Source organism: Paraplanobispora takensis, from assembly GCF_016863195.1.
In the GTDB taxonomy this organism is placed as follows: domain Bacteria; phylum Actinomycetota; class Actinomycetes; order Streptosporangiales; family Streptosporangiaceae; genus Planobispora; species Planobispora takensis.
Window position 1 is genome coordinate 50451 of sequence record NZ_BOOK01000016.1, and the last position, 14291, is coordinate 64741.

Genomic DNA, 14291 nt, shown 5'->3' on the forward strand with positions numbered 1-14291 from the left:
GCGCCGGTGCGGCGGGTCCGGGCAGAGGCTCAGGACGTCCCGGTCACCGGTCCCGCCGGGCGAACCGCGCGGCGGCCTCGCCGCTGAGGCGGCCCGGCGGGAGACGGCGGCCGCACAGCACGAGCAGCAGGTCCTGGGCCGGGCCCCGGACGGGGGCTCCCGTGCCGTGGCTCCAGTCGAGGTCGGTGGCCTCCAGCGTCACTCCCGTGAGGTCGGCCCCGAAGAAGGAGATGTTCTTCGGCCGCATCCCGGACAGCACCATGGCGATCCGGCCGGTGGGGACGCGGCGATCGAGTCCCAGGCCCACCGTGATGTCGAGTCCGTGGATGACGTCGTGCGAGAGCGCCCCGTGGGCGCCCCCGCCGGGCGGGGTCCACGGATGGGCGGCGTTGTCCCGAAGTGACGCGACCAGCTCCGCGGGGGACAGCTCGGCGGCGTCGCGGCGCGCGCACCGGTCGGCCATGCGGTTGATGTCCCCGCGGGCCCTGACCAGCTCCGCAAGTGTCCGCCGGAGCGAGGTACGGAAGGGCATCGTCGTGTGGGCGACCACCTCGCGTACCCGCCAGCCGTCGCACAACGTGGGCGCGTCCCACTGCTCCGGCCGGAGGGCGGCCAGCAGGTCCGCCTGCTCGCGGCGTTCGGCCACCACGGCGTCCCGAAGGCGATCTTCAGTCATCACATGTCCCCTGTTCCGGCGCACCCGCTGTGCGCCTCCTCCGGGGTACGGAGGCGGAGGCGGAAACTCATCGGCCGACGCCGAAACTCGCCGGCACCGGAACGCACCGGCGTCGAGACGTGTCGGCGGCGGGGCCTATGGTCGGGGCGTGACGGGAATCGCGGTGGGAATTCACGGGGCGACGGGATCGCAGGTCGGAGAGGTCTCCCGGCTGGAGCCGTACCGGACCGAGCTGACCGGTTACTGCTACCGGGTGCTCGGCTCCGGATTCGAGGCCGAGGACGCCGTGCAGGAGACGTTCCTGCGGGCCTGGCGGTCGTTCGACCGTTACGACGAACGGCGGGCCTCCCTGCGGACGTGGCTCTACAGCATCGCCACCAACGTCTGCCTCGACATGCTGCGCAGCACGCAACGCCGGGCCCTGGCCGTGGACCTCGGCCCCGCGGCGGAGGCCGGGGCGGACATCGGCCGGCCGCTGCCCGAGCGGGTCTGGGTCCAGCCGGTCCCGGACTCCCTGGTGCTGCCGGCGGAGGGCGATCCGGAAGGCGATCCGGAGGGCGCGGCCGTGCGGCGCGAGACGATCCGCCTGGCGTTCGTCGCCGCGCTGCAGCATCTGCCGCCCCGGCAGCGGGTCGTGCTGATCCTGCGCGACGTGCTGGCCTTCAGGGCCGAGGAGGTCGCGCACCTCCTGGAGACCACCGTCGCGTCGGTGAACAGCGCGTTGCAGCGGGCACGGGCGAGGCTCAGGACGACCGGTGTCACGCCGGGCGAGCCGTCGCGGCCGTCCGATCCCGCCCAGCGCGAGCTGCTCACCCGTTACTGCACCGCGTTCGAGCGCCACGACGTCGCCGCGCTCGTGGCCCTGCTCCACGAGGACGCCACGATGTCGATGCCGCCCTTCGGCTGGTGGCTCCGCGGCCGAGACCGGATCAGGCAGGCGCTGCTGGACCCCGGGGCGTCCTGCGCGGGCGCCCGCCTCGTCCCGGTCGCGGCCTGCGGCTCGCCGGCGTTCTGGCAGCTGCGGCCCGGTCCGGACGGCCCCTGCACGCCCTTCGGGCTGGTCCTTCTCGACATCTCGGAGGGACTGATCACCGGCATCACCACCCACCTCGACGCCGACCGGCTGATCCCCCTGTTCGGCCCCCCGGACGCCCCGGCCGCCGGAGCCCTCACATGAAGTAACGCAGCCACACGTAGACCCAGGCCATCAGCGAGCTGAGGACCGTGACGAGGAGGCCGTACCTGGTGAACTGCCAGAAGGAGATGGGATGCCCGGAGCGGGCGGCGATGCCGATGGCCACCACGTTGGCGCTGGCCGCCACCGCGGTGCCGTTCCCGCCGAAGTCGGCTCCCAGGGCGAAGGCCCACCACAGGGACTGGCCGGTGGCCGGGTCGGGGGCCTGCGCCACGATCCCCTCGACGACGGGCGCCATGGTGGCGACGTAGGGGATGTTGTCGAAGAAGGCGCCCAGGGCGGCGGAGCCGAACAGCAGCGCGGTCGCCGCGCCGAAGTAGTTGTCGCCCACCGCGCCGATCGCCCAGTCGCCCACGGTGGAGATGACGCCGGTGTGCACCAGCCCGGCGACCATGACGAACAGGCCGACGAAGAACACCAGGGTCGGCCACTCGACCTCGCGCAGGGTCTCGGAGACGTCGGCGCCCGAGACCAGGATCATCACGCCGGCGCCCACCAGGGCGATGATCGACGGATCGACGTGCACGACGGCGTGCAGCCCGAAGCCGACGATGACGAGGGTGAGGACGGCCAGGCAGCGGGCCAGCAGGCGCGGATCGGTGATGGCGCGCCGTTCCTGCAGGACCATCACCGCGGCCACGCGATCGGGGTTGTAGCGGAACGACCTGCGGAACAGCACGCGGGTCAGCAGCACGAACGCGGCGAAGGTCACCACGACGATCGGCGCCATGTGGATGATGAAGTCGTTGAAGGTCAGGCCGGCCCGGCTGCCGATGATGATGTTGGGCGGGTCGCCGATGAGGGTGGCCGCACCGCCGATGTTGGAGGCCAGGACCTCGGCGATGAGATAGGGCTGGGCCGGGATGTCCAGCCGGTTGCACACGACGACGGTGACCGGCGCGACGAGCATGATCGTGGTGACGTTGTCCAGGAACGGCGAGGCGACGGCGGTGATGGCCATCAACATGACCATCAGCCGGTACGGCCGGCCCCGGGACTTCTTGGCGGCCCAGATGGCCAGATAGTCGAAGATCCCGGTCTGCTTGAGGATCCCGACGATGATCATCATGCCCAGCAGCAGGAAGATCACATTCCAGTCGACGCCCTCGTGTTCGGAGAAGAACACCTCGGAGCCGGGGACCAGGCCGAGCACCGCCATGACCGCGGCGGCGACGAGCACCACCTTGACCTTGTTCGCCTTCTCCGTGGCGATGAAGAAGAACGCCACCACGAAGACGGCCAGCGCGACGAGGGCGCTCATCGCGCCCGCCCCGGCGGTCCGCTGCGGGCCGTGGTCGTCGCAGCCGAGGTGACGGGACGTCCCGGGTGCGACGCTGTGGAGAACCGGGGCACGCCGAAGAGAGCTCGCCGGAACTGGTGCATGAGAAGGCCTCCGAACGGTGCGCGCGCCTGTGGAACCTCAGCGCGGGAGAGCAGGACCTGGTGATGTACGGCGCGCGGGAAGGCACGACCTGGCGACGTGCGGCGCGCGGGAAGGCAGGACCCGGTGGTGTACGGCGGGCGGAACGCCGGGCGTCCCGGCCGCGGTGGTCCGGGACGCCCGGCCCGGCCCCGGGGGTCCCGGACCGGCCCGCCCGGGGTCAGTCGTCGGGGGCGGCGAGGGCCATGCTGGTGAGCAGGCGGTCCAGAGTGATCGTCCCGAACAGGATCCCGGTCCGGTCGACCACCGCCACCAGAGGGCTGCGCAGCCGGGCCATGAGGGCGGCCACTTCCAGGAGCGTCGCGTCCAGGGCCACCGTGGCGGGTTTGATGGGCTGGTGCGGCAGGCAGTCGCCCACCGTCAGCTCGCCCCGCTCCTGCCAGAACAGGTCGGCGTGGGCCTCATCGATGGCCCGGGTGAGCGCCGGGTCCTCCTGGTAGGCGCCCGGGACCGTCATGCGCAGCACCTGCGTGCCCGGGAGCACCACACGGGGCCGCGAGTCGTCGTCGACGACGATCAGTCCCGGCAGCCGGGCCAGCGTCATCACCCGCACCGCCCTGGTGACCGGGTCGTGGATCGTCACCGTCGGCAACTTCACCGCGATATCGCGTGCCTGCATGACACCGTCCCTTCGGGCCGTGCGGGTGCGGCCCGATTTCGAGCAATGGCTTCTCACGTCCGGAGAGTGCGCGGGCGGCACGCGCATGGATCTGTGCCGCGCGTTCGGGAGGGGCGGTCCGGTCCTGCCCGGGCCCGTCACGGCACCGCTCCGGTGAGCTCGGTGAGCCGGTGTTCGAGGTCGGCGATCCGGTCGGCCAGGGGCCGGACCTGGAGGATCTCGGCGAGCTGACCGGCCTCGTCGCGTTCCATGACGATGCACTGCGCGGGCGTGTCGGGATCGGTGAGGCCGTAGACCAGCAGGCAGAGCTGATCGGCGGCGTCGTCGACCAGCACGCCGAACCGGTGCCCGCTGCGGGCGGTGAGGTGGTGCACGGTGCCGGTGCCCGGGATGGTGGTTCGGATGATTTCCACGTTGTTCCTCCGTTCGCGAGAATGGGACGACGGGCGGGGGTCGTGGGCGGCGCGCTGGTTCGGCGGGCGGGGATCGTGGGCCGCGCACCGGTTCGACGGGTTCGGCAGGCAGGGGTCGTGGGCCGCGCACCGGTTCGGCGGGCACCCCGCCGTGGCGGGTCCGGCCTGGTGCGGGCGGCGGGCGACCGTGGCGGGCCCGTCCTGACGCGGGTGTGGGGTGAAGGCCTCCGCCCACTGGATCAGGCCCGCACTGAGCGGGACCTCGATCCGGTGGATCTCGACGCCGGTGACCTCGACCCCCCATTGCCGGGTTCCGGCGGTGACGTCGGAGGGCAGGTTCCGCCTCCTGTCGCCGGGCGGCGCGGCCAGTTCCGCCAGCTCGCATCCGGCGACGTACCGGCGTACCTCGGCCTCCACCGCGGCGGTCAGGGCCGATCGCACGGAGTCGCCGGCCGCGCCGTAGCGGACCGGGTCGCGCACCGAGGCCAGGGCGGCGCCGCTGACCGTCACCGCCACGCCGTCCCTGGTCTCGGCCTCCAGCCAGAGCAGGTCGAGACAGATCGGGCGGAGTGAGACCCGTACGCCCCGCTCCAGGACCGGCAGCGTGAACACGACCCCCGGTCCGCCGACCCGGGCCGGACGCCCGCGCCTGAGCAGGACGAGGCGCTCGTCGGAGGCGAGGAGGCGGACCGAGGAGAGGGCGACGACCGCAACTCCGGCCAGCGCCACCGTGCCGGCGACGATCCAGGCGGGCAGGGCTTCGACGGAGAGCCCCGCCTGCGGGCCGGTCCCGAGCACGATCATGTTTCCACCCCTCCTACCTGCGCCTTTCCTGTCTCTTCCAGTCTCGGTAAGAACGGGTCGTCGCACCATCGGGGCCGGTACCCATCTACGGCGGGGGGCATCATGTAGAAGGGACGCATGGGGACGGGGCGGTGCACGGCTCAATGGGGAGCGCTGCGCATGGACAGGGGAGTCCCGTCACGGTGAGGCTGGGAACATGAACGATCGCACCGGGTGGGACCCGGATCGGACCGGCGCCTCGGATGCGGCGCCGTCCGCACCGGAGGCGGCCCCCCGCTCCCGCAGGGCACCGGTGCAGTCCCTGTTCTGGCGGCTCTTCGCGATCAACGGCCTGGTCTTCACCGCCGGCACGCTCGTCCTGGCGCTCTCCCCGGCCACGGTGTCCTCACCGGTCCTGCTCACCGAGGTCCCGGTCCTGACGGTCGGGCTGGCTCTGATCCTGGCCGCCAACGCGCTGCTGCTGCGCAGGAGCCTGGCCCCGCTCGGCGCCCTCACCGCGCTCATGCGGCGCGTGGACCTGCTCCGTCCCGGCAACCGGCTGGCCGACAGCGGCAACGGGGACCTCACCCACGTGATCGGAGCCTTCAACGAGATGGTGGACCGCCTGGAAGCCGAACGCAGCATGGCCAGCGCGCACGCGCTGGCCGCGCAGGAGGGCGAACGGCAGCGCATCGCCCGCGAACTGCACGACGAGATCGGCCAGAGCCTCACCGTGGTGCTGCTCGGCCTCAAACGCACGACGGACCGCGCCCCGGACGACCTGCGTGAGGAACTGCACGCCATCACCGAGACCGTCCGCGCCAGCCTGGACGAGGTCCGCCAGGTCGCCCGCAGGCTCCGGCCCGGGGTGCTGGAGGACCTCGGGCTGATCAGCGCCATGAACGCCCTGGCCGCCGACTTCTCCGAGATGAGCGGCGTCCCGGTGACCCGCCGCCTCGACCCGCGGCTGCCCGCCCTGGGCAACGACGTCGAGCTGGTGCTGTACCGCATCGCGCAGGAGGGCCTGACCAACGTGGCCCGGCACGCCGGCGCCTCGCGCGTCGAGCTCGCGCTGAGCGGCGAGCCCGGCGCCGTGGTGCTGTCGATCACCGACGACGGCCGCGGCGGGCCGATCCGGGAGGGGGCGGGCATCCGCGGCATGTGCGAGCGCGCCCTGCTCATCGGCGCCCGGCTGACCGTCCGCCACCCGCCGGAGGGCGGGACGCGGGTGCGCCTGGCCGTACCGGACGGAGGAGAACCGAAGTGACCATGGGGGAACGGCGTCCGACCCGCATCCTGCTGGCCGACGACCACGCGCTGGTCCGCCAGGGGCTGCGGCTGATCCTGGACGCGGAACCCGACCTGACCGTCGTCGCCGAGGCGGGCAACGGCGCCGAGGCCGTCGACCTGGCCGACGGCCGCGAGGTCGATCTGGCCATCCTGGACATCGCCATGCCCCGGATGACCGGCATCCAGGCCGCGCGCGAGATCTCCCGGCGCGCGCCGGAGATCCGGCTCCTCATGCTGTCGATGTACGACAACGAGCAGTACCTCTTCGAGTCCCTGCGCGCCGGCGCCTGCGGCTACGTGCTCAAGTCCGTCGCCGACCGGGACCTGCTGGAGGCCTGCCGGGCGGCCATGCGCGGGGAGCCCTTCCTCTATCCCGGCGCGGTCACCACCCTCATCCGCGACTACCTGCGACGCGACGACGCCGCCGAACGGCAGCCCGCCGACGTGCTCACCCCGCGGGAGGAGGAGGTCCTCAAGCTCGTCGCCGAGGGGCACTCCTCCAAGGACATCGCCGACATGCTGGTGATCAGCGTGAAGACCGTCGACCGGCACCGCGCCAACATCCTGGGCAAGCTCGGCATGCGCGACCGGCTGGAGCTGACCCGCTACGCCATCCGCGCGGGCCTGATCGAGCCGTGACCGGAGGCCGGCCGGGCTCTCACCGCCGAGCGGGGGCCGGCTGAGGCCTACCGCCGTGCGGAGGGAGGCTGGGCTCTCGCCGGGCGGAGAGCGGCCGAGCCCCTCACCGTCGTCCGGCGGTCCCGCCGGTCAGCTCCTCGCCCAGGGGGCTGAGGCGGTACAGCACCCGCCGCCCGTCACGGGCCCGGCTGACCAGGCCCGTGGCGTGCAGCACACGCAGGTGCTGGGACACCGCGCTCGGCGTCACCCTCAGGCGGCGGGCGAGCTCGACCGTGGGCGTCGGCTCCGCCAGGAGGCCGAGCAGCCGCGCCCTGGGGGCGCCGAGCAGCGACACGAGGGCCGCAGCGTCGGCGACCGGCGCCGGTTCCCACAGCGTCGCCACCCCGCGGCCGGGATAGACCAGCAGCGGAGCCTCCTGCGGGCTGAGCGGCGGAGCGGGCTTGTGGGCGAACACCGACGGCACCAGCAGCAGCCCCCGCCCGTCCGCCGCGACGCGGTGCCTGCTGATCATTTTGTCGATGCGCAGGGTGCCGTCGTGCCAGCGCAGGTTGGGATGCATGTCGGCGAACAGCAGACGCGCGCCGCCCACGGCCAGCTGCCGCGCGCGGTAGGTCATGTCGGCCTCCAGCACGAGCCGCATCCGCGGCCACGCCGGTTCGACGGCGATCCGCCAGTAGTCCCGCAGGAGCTCGCACACGGCGTCGCGCAGCCCGGCGACGGCCGCGTCGTCGCCGACGGCGGCCACGCTCAGCGCCTCGGGAAGCGGGTCCGGCGCGTGCGCGGCCGACAGGTCGCGGCGGACGAGCTCCGGAGGCGTCCGCCGTACGACGGCCAGCTCCTCCTCGAAGCCCGCGGCGAAGGAGACCGGCCGCGGGGTCAGGAAGTCGGGGAGGGGGAGGCGCCGTCCGACCAGGGACGTCAGCAGCTCGGTGTCGAGCCCGCCGAGGCTGTCGAGGACGGACCTGCGCCAGGGGAGGTGCAGCGCGTGCAGGCCCGGATCGCGCAGGATCCGCAGGCTGAAGACCGTCTCGTGCAGCGGGGAGATCGCGAACCGGGTGTCCGCGAGGTCCTCGACACCGAGCACGAATTCGATCATTAAGCGCCAGGCTACATCAATTGGCGCCGGAGCCGCGGTGGCGTGGACTTCGACGCATGGAACCCGCGGCTCACAGACAATCGGCAGGTCACGGACGACGCCCGCCCCGAGGACGCCGAGAGACCCGAGAACACCAACCCCTCCGAGTACACGGGACGGCTCAGGGGGAACACCCGGCTCACGAAGAACGCACAGTTTGCGGAGAACGCGCGGTTCGAAGGGAACGCGCGGTTCAGGAGGAACACCTGGTTCAGGGAGAACGCGCGGCGATCGTCCTCGGTACGGTACGGGACCCCGGCGGATCCGGCGCGGGCGGGACGCCGCGCTCCCGGCCGGCAGAACGGGACGCCGGCGGGGCCGCGACCGGTTCTCCGTGCCCGCCGCCCCACCTGAGCCGCCGGGTGATCCTGCTGCTGGCCGTCACCTGCGGGGTGGCCGTGGGCAACGTCTACTTCCCCCAGGCCGTCAACCCGTCGGTCGCCTCCGGCCTGTCCGTGTCCCCCGACGTCGCCACGCTGGTGGTGACCGCGGCGCAGCTCGGCTACGCGGCCGGGATCTTCCTGCTGGTGCCGCTCGGCGACCGGTTTCCGCACCGCCGGCTGATCGTCACCCTGCTCGTCCTCACCGGCCTGGGACTGCTCGCCGCGAGTGCCTCCCCCGCACTCGCCCCGCTCGCCGGTGCGAGCGCCCTCGTCGGCCTCACGACCGTGGTGGCGCCGATCATCGGCCCGATGGCGGCGGGGCTGGTGGCCGGCGACCGCCGCGGGGAGATCAGCGGCATCCTGCTGAGCGGATCCCTCGGCGGCATGCTGCTGTCGCGCACCGCCGGCGGAGCCGTCGGCCAGTGGCTGGGCTGGCGGGCCCCCTATCTGCTGGCCGCGGCGCTGACCCTGCTCACGGCGGCGTTCCTGGCCCGCGCACTGCCCGCCACGACCCCGCCGGTAGGGCAGCGGCCTCCGGCCCCGCCGGTACGGCGACGCCGCCCGGCCTCGCCGGAGACGGATCCGCCGCGGGAGCGCCATCCGGTCCCGTCGGCGGGGGAGCGTTATCCGGAGCTCCTCGCCGGGTCGCTCCGCCTGCTGCGCATCGAGCCGGACCTGCGCCGTTCCTGCTTCTACCAGGCCATGCTCTTCGCCGGCTTCTCGGCGCTCTGGACCGGCGTCGCGCTGCTGCTGACCGGACCGGCCTACGGCCTGGGAACATCGGCGGTCGGCGCGCTCGCCCTGGTCAACGCGGGGACGATGCTGTGCACGCCGCTCGCGGGACGGCAGGTGGACCGCCGGGGACCCGACGCGGTCAACCTCGTCTGCATGTTCGGGGCCGTCGCCGCAGCCCTCGTCCTGCTGCCCGGCGGCCTCGGCGGGGCGGCGGGCCTGGCGGCGCTCGTACTGGGGTCGCTGCTGCTCGACGTCGCGATGCAGTCGGGGATGGTCGCCAACCAGGTGCGGATCTACGCCCTGCGCCCCGAGGTCCTCAGCAGGCTCAACACCGCCTACATGACCTGCTCCTACGTCGGCGGCGCCATGGGCTCCTGGCTCGGGGCGCGCGCCTACGCCCACGCCGGATGGTGGAGCGTGTGCGCGCTGGTGGCCGCGCTCGCCGCCCTCGCCCTGGTCTGTCATCTCCTGTTCCTGTACGGCCGGCGCGGGCGGCGCGCTTGAAGGCGGCCCGCGAGCTGTTCAAACTCCGAAGAAAACGCGTCAGAGGAGGCTGCCCGTGTTGTACGTCTTCGGCTTCGAACGGATCGGCGTGGCGGTGAGCGACATCTTCTTCGTCGACCCGAACCCGGACAGGGGGCAGGAGGGCGCCGAGCACGGCGTCCGCCTGGAGGTGCGGGTGCTGGAGCAGGCAGAGCTGAAGGGCTCGATCTACTCGGCGCGGCCCATCCGGGTCGACCGGCCGATCTGGCGGCTGGACCTGCTGGAGGCGGTCGCCGGGGAGTCCGGCAGTTTCGACCGGACTCACCACCACCCGGCCTTCACCGGCTGGGAGCCGGGCCCGCGGGTGTTCGACAAGGAGCTGTCGGCCGACCCCCTCGGCTGGCTGGAGGGCAGGCTCGGTGACCTGGACGGGGTGCTGAGGGAGGCGGGCGTCGAGCCCGACGACGCCACCGCCGCCGACGCGGCCCGGCTCAGGGAGCGCGCCCCGGAGATCGTCGACAGCGTGCGCGGGCTGCTGGCCGGGGTGCGGGCCGGAGAACTCGCCCGGCCTCCCGAGGAGGGGCCGGGCGACAACGTCCGCGCGAGCTGGCTGTGACCCGGCTCCGGTGAACACCGCGGGCGTCCGGCCCGGTGGCGGGCCGGACGCCCCGGAGCGGGTCAGCCGGCGGCCACCACCTCGATCTCCACCAGCCAGTCGCTGACCAGTGTCTGCACGACGATCGCCGTGGTGGGGACGGTCCGGCCGCCCAGCGCCTTCACCCGGGCCGCGGCGTTCGGCTCGGCGTAGGAGGCGTCGCGCAGATAGCTGGTGAGCCGGACGATGTTGTCCACGGTCATGCCGGCCGAGGCCAGGATCGCGCGCAGGTTGGTCCAGACGAGGTCGAGTTGTCCGTCGAGCGTGGCTCCGGCCGCGCCCGAGGGGTCCAGTCCCATCGTTCCGGAGACGAACAGCAGCCGCTGCGCGTTGCGGACCTCCACCGCGTGGACGTAGTCGTCGGTGGTGGCGTACACCCCGTCCGCCGGGTCGTGTGTGATGATCTCCATCTGCGGGTTCGTGGTCATGATCTGGATCATGGCAGTCCCCGTCCCGGGGTTCGCCCCGTTTTCTGTCGGAGTGCTTCGCTACGTTCCCGCTCATGATTGACGGATCACCCGACGGCGCAGCCGTGTGGGAACGACACAGCAGGGTGCGGGTGGTGCCGCCCGTCCGGCCGCGCAAGCTGGCGAAGGTCCCCTTCGTCGAGCTGGCGGACGGCCGGCTGCAGGGGGTGGTGTCGAGCGGCTCGGACATCGGCCGGGTCTACGTCTCCTCCATCGCCGCGGGCACCCACGCCTACAACTGCAGCACCAACAACAACCGCCCGTGCGGCGGCCTGTACGGCGCGCCGTGCAAGCATCTGCAGGCCCTGGCCGCCGAGGCCGTGCTGCAGTACGGCCTCGACCGCGTGGCCCGCTATCTGCGGGTCGAGGTCCCCGAGGGCGCCGGCCTGATCGGCTGCCTGGACGGCTCGCACGAGCCCGCCCCCGCCGCCATGGTGTTCAGCCGCTTCCTGCGCCACCTGGCCTACCTGGAGGTGCCCGACACCACCATGCCGATCCCGGAACTGCACTGGTTCCCGGCCGAGGGGACGGTGGGCTGATGCTGGCCGTACAGCTGACCGCGTTGCTCGGTGGCGAACCGCAGGGCACCGCGGAGGCGCTCGCCCTCGTGCACGGCTTCGACGAGGCCCTGGTGCACGGCCTGGGCCGGCTCGCCGAGGAGCGCGCCGAGGCGCTGGACGCCCTGGCCGGAGCCTTCGCGGCCACCCCGATCGGCGAGCGGCTGGCGGAGGCCGCGGCCAAGGTCGCCTCCGGCTCGATCGCCGAGGAGCACCTGACGGCGCTGGCCGGCGGCCGGGCCGCGCTGCTCGGCGCCGTGCACGACGCCCTGCTCGCCGGGCTGGACGCGGCGCTGGAACGCGAGCGCGCCCCCTGGCAGGCCGCGCCCGCACCGGAGGCGGACGGCGCAGGCAACCCGATGACCGATGCCGGCAACCCGGCGGCCGGAGCCCGCTCCTGGCTGCGCGAGCTGGCCATCGCCGGCTGGCGCGGCGTCGACCACGACCTCGTCTCGGCCGTCGACCAGACCGTCGAGGGGCTGCTGGCCGTACCGGAGCAGCGCCGGCTGGCGGTGCTGCTGGACGGCCTGGCGGCCGAGCTGCGCGCCTGCTGCCCGGTCGGCACGATGGACCGGCTGCCGGTACGGCGCTGGGCCGACCTGTGGACCCGGGCCCTGCTGCTGGCGCAGGGCGGCGCGGCCGGAGCCCCGCAGAGCGCGGGAACGGTGTCGGGGCGGCTGCTGATCCTCGGCGTCGACGTGCACGAGCACGGCACCGCGGTCCAGTTCCAGGTCCACGGCGTGCTGGAGCCCGCCGACGGCGGCCGGGCCCGGCTGGTGCGCGCCGCCGTCACCGTCGCCAAGGTGGACACCATCACCGGTCCCGCCACGTGGAAGCTGCCGAACCGGCACCGGATGCTGCTGGCCGCGCTGGCGGACCGCCGCAGCCTCGACCTCACCGACATGCCCCTGCTCGACAGCGGCGACCTGGTCTGGCACGACGACCGGGCCGTGGTGGGCGGGCCCGCCGACCCGTTCACCACCGCCCGGCTGACGCTCACCGGCGCGCTCGCCCCGGCGGCGCCGCCGCTGGACCGCCACCCGGTGGGGATCGCCGAGCCCGTGCTGGTGGAGGGTTACCGGGTCACCGGGGACGGCTCGTTCGACCTGGGTGGCGCCGTGCTCGACGTGGACGCCGGACGGCTGCCGGCCTGCGGCCCGCTCACGCCCCAGCTGGTGGCCGGCTCCTCGGCCTGCGTCGGGCTGGTCCGCTGGGACGGCGGCCGCTGGCTGCTGCAGCCGCTCGCCGTACAGGCCACGGTCAAGAGGCAGACGGTCGAGGCCGGGACCGGTGACTGGGCGCTGGGCCCCACCGACCCCAAGGTGGTCAAGGCCGAGGCGCGGGCCGGGGACGCGGTCGCGGTCCTGCGCGAGCGAGCCGGACGGTTGCTGAGGCGATGAGCGACGACATTCCGAACGAGGAGGCCGCTCCGGTGAGCCACGGCGCCCCGACGAGCCACGGCGCCCCGGAGGGCTCCGGCGTCGTGACCGGCGGAGACGAGACGGCGGACGCCGCGCGCAACCGGCGCCAGGTGCTCTACTGGCGGCTGCTCGCCCGCCTGTTCGACCACGACGAGCAGCCCGCGCTGGAGACCGCGAGCATGGGCGTCGTCGGCGACCTCGGCCTGCCCGCGGCGCTGCTCGACCCCTCGGTGTCGGTCGACACCCTGGTGCAGCGCTTCCCCGATCTGGCCGGCGAGTTCCGGAACCTGCTCGCGCAGGGGGACCGGGCGGCCGGTGACGAGGTGCGCACGGCCGCCCTGATGTCGAAGCTGCTGCTCAACGTCTTCGCCACCGGGACGGGCGACGTCACCGCCGGGCAGCTCGCGGCCTGGCAGCAGGACGCCGGCTGGTTCAGGCAGGCCATGTGCTCCGGGCCGGGTACCGGTCCCGGCACGGGCCCGGGCGTCGACCTCGACGCTCAGCTCGCCGCGACGCTGGCCGACCTGGAGGCCGACCTGGTCCGCCGGATGCGGCTGCGCGAGGTGCTGGCCGATCCGGCCCTGGCCCGGAGGCTCACGCCCAGCATGTCGCTCGTCGAGCAGCTGCTGCGCGACAAGTCCAACCTGTCGGGAGTGGCGCTGGCCAACGCCAAGGCGCTGATCCGCAGGTTCGTCGACGAGGTCGCCCAGGTGCTGCGCACCCAGGTCGAGAAGGCCGGCGTGGGCGAGATCGACCGCTCGGTGCCGCCCAAGCGGGTGTTCCGCAACCTCGACCTCGAACGGACCATCTGGAAGAACCTCGTCAACTACAACCCCGAGGACCAGCGGCTCTACGTCGACCGGCTGTACTACCGGCGCACCGCCCGGCGCACCACGCCGGCCCGGATGATCGTGGTCGTCGACCAGTCAGGCTCGATGGTCGACGCCATGGTGAACTGCACCATCCTGGCCTCGATCTTCACCGGGCTGCCCAAGGTGGACGTGCACCTGATCGCCTACGACACCCGGGCCCTCGACCTCACCCCGTGGGTGCACGACCCCTTCGAGGTGCTGCTGCGCACCCAGCTCGGCGGCGGCACCGACGGCACGGCCGCCCTCACCCTGGCCCGGCCGAAGGTCGCCGACCCGCGCAACACCGTGGTCGTGTGGATCTCGGACTTCTACGAGTGGAACTGCGAAGGCGTCTTCGCCGGGCTGGAGTCGCTGCACCGTTCCGGTGTCCGGGTCATCCCGGTCGGCTCGGTCGGCAGCGGCGGTCAGCAGAGCGTCAACCCCTGGTTCCGCCAGAAGCTCAAGGACATGGGCGCGCCGGTCATCTCCGGCCACATCCGCAAGCTCGTGCTCGAACTCAAGAACTTCCTCGCTTAGGAGACCCCCGC

The 14291-nt window shown here is 73.3% G+C and carries 15 protein-coding genes; 9 read left to right on the forward strand and 6 right to left on the reverse strand.

Annotated features, from left to right (window positions below):
* Positions 1-43: 43 nt before the first annotated feature.
* Complete coding sequence (locus Pta02_RS11875) at positions 44-676, reverse strand: maleylpyruvate isomerase family mycothiol-dependent enzyme (RefSeq protein WP_203874819.1); 633 nt, start codon at positions 674-676, stop codon at positions 44-46.
* Positions 677-824: 148 nt separating this feature from the next.
* Here Pta02_RS11875 and Pta02_RS11880 point away from each other — a divergent pair, with 148 nt between their 5' ends.
* On the forward strand, positions 825-1853 hold the full coding sequence (locus Pta02_RS11880) for a sigma-70 family RNA polymerase sigma factor (protein ID WP_307837458.1): 1029 nt from the start codon (positions 825-827) through the stop codon (positions 1851-1853).
* On the opposite strand, the gene Pta02_RS11885 is transcribed toward Pta02_RS11880, so the two are convergent.
* The 3 genes from Pta02_RS11885 to Pta02_RS11895 form a co-directional block, all read right to left on the reverse strand.
* Positions 1846-3132 carry an ArsB/NhaD family transporter gene (locus tag Pta02_RS11885; protein WP_203874820.1) on the reverse strand — a complete coding sequence of 429 codons (1287 nt, stop codon included), beginning with the start codon at positions 3130-3132 and terminating at the stop codon, positions 1846-1848. The two genes, Pta02_RS11880 and Pta02_RS11885, sit on opposite strands and share 8 nt — an antisense overlap.
* Positions 3133-3472: 340 nt before the next feature.
* Positions 3473-3931, reverse strand: coding sequence for a CBS domain-containing protein (locus tag Pta02_RS11890; protein WP_203874821.1), 459 nt, complete (start codon positions 3929-3931; stop codon positions 3473-3475).
* Between the two features lie 137 nt (positions 3932-4068).
* The gene (locus Pta02_RS11895; RefSeq protein WP_203874822.1) at positions 4069-5148 is read right to left on the reverse strand and encodes an SPFH domain-containing protein; all 1080 of its coding nucleotides are present in this window, start codon (positions 5146-5148) and stop codon (positions 4069-4071) included.
* 196 nt (positions 5149-5344) lie between these two features.
* On the opposite strand from Pta02_RS11895, the gene Pta02_RS11900 reads away from it, so the two are divergent.
* Both Pta02_RS11900 and Pta02_RS11905 read left to right on the forward strand, forming a co-directional pair.
* The gene (locus tag Pta02_RS11900; protein ID WP_203874823.1) at positions 5345-6394 is read left to right on the forward strand and encodes a HAMP domain-containing sensor histidine kinase; all 1050 of its coding nucleotides are present in this window, start codon (positions 5345-5347) and stop codon (positions 6392-6394) included.
* Positions 6395-6396: 2 nt separating this feature from the next.
* The gene (locus Pta02_RS11905) at positions 6397-7056 is read left to right on the forward strand and encodes a response regulator (protein WP_203875017.1); all 660 of its coding nucleotides are present in this window, start codon (positions 6397-6399) and stop codon (positions 7054-7056) included.
* 103 nt (positions 7057-7159) lie between these two features.
* Here Pta02_RS11905 and Pta02_RS11910 read toward each other — a convergent pair whose 3' ends face one another.
* Positions 7160-8152, reverse strand: coding sequence for an ArsR/SmtB family transcription factor (locus Pta02_RS11910; RefSeq protein WP_203874824.1), 993 nt, complete (start codon positions 8150-8152; stop codon positions 7160-7162).
* Positions 8153-8194: 42 nt separating this feature from the next.
* Between Pta02_RS11910 and Pta02_RS41140 the strand changes: the two genes are divergently transcribed.
* The 3 genes from Pta02_RS41140 to Pta02_RS11920 are packed head-to-tail and all read left to right on the forward strand — an operon-like array spanning position 8195 to position 10408.
* Positions 8195-8545: a hypothetical protein gene (locus Pta02_RS41140; protein ID WP_239130308.1), complete on the forward strand. Its 351-nt coding sequence runs from the start codon at positions 8195-8197 to the stop codon at positions 8543-8545.
* 8 nt (positions 8546-8553) lie between these two features.
* Positions 8554-9813, forward strand: coding sequence for an MFS transporter (locus Pta02_RS11915; protein ID WP_239130311.1), 1260 nt, complete (start codon positions 8554-8556; stop codon positions 9811-9813).
* A gap of 55 nt (positions 9814-9868) precedes the next feature.
* Complete coding sequence (locus Pta02_RS11920) at positions 9869-10408, forward strand: hypothetical protein (RefSeq protein ID WP_203874826.1); 540 nt, start codon at positions 9869-9871, stop codon at positions 10406-10408.
* 62 nt (positions 10409-10470) lie between these two features.
* Here Pta02_RS11920 and Pta02_RS11925 read toward each other — a convergent pair whose 3' ends face one another.
* Positions 10471-10875: a RidA family protein gene (locus Pta02_RS11925; protein WP_203874827.1), complete on the reverse strand. Its 405-nt coding sequence runs from the start codon at positions 10873-10875 to the stop codon at positions 10471-10473.
* A gap of 74 nt (positions 10876-10949) precedes the next feature.
* Here Pta02_RS11925 and Pta02_RS11930 point away from each other — a divergent pair, with 74 nt between their 5' ends.
* The 3 genes from Pta02_RS11930 to Pta02_RS11940 are packed head-to-tail and all read left to right on the forward strand — an operon-like array spanning position 10950 to position 14280.
* Positions 10950-11453: a hypothetical protein gene (locus tag Pta02_RS11930; protein WP_203874828.1), complete on the forward strand. Its 504-nt coding sequence runs from the start codon at positions 10950-10952 to the stop codon at positions 11451-11453.
* Positions 11453-12871, forward strand: a complete 1419-nt coding sequence (locus Pta02_RS11935; RefSeq protein WP_203874829.1) for a hypothetical protein — start codon at positions 11453-11455, stop codon at positions 12869-12871. The genes Pta02_RS11930 and Pta02_RS11935 overlap by 1 nt, the downstream gene beginning before the upstream one ends.
* Positions 12868-14280, forward strand: coding sequence for a vWA domain-containing protein (locus tag Pta02_RS11940; protein WP_203874830.1), 1413 nt, complete (start codon positions 12868-12870; stop codon positions 14278-14280). The genes Pta02_RS11935 and Pta02_RS11940 overlap by 4 nt, the downstream gene beginning before the upstream one ends.
* The last annotated feature ends 11 nt before the right edge of the window (positions 14281-14291 follow it).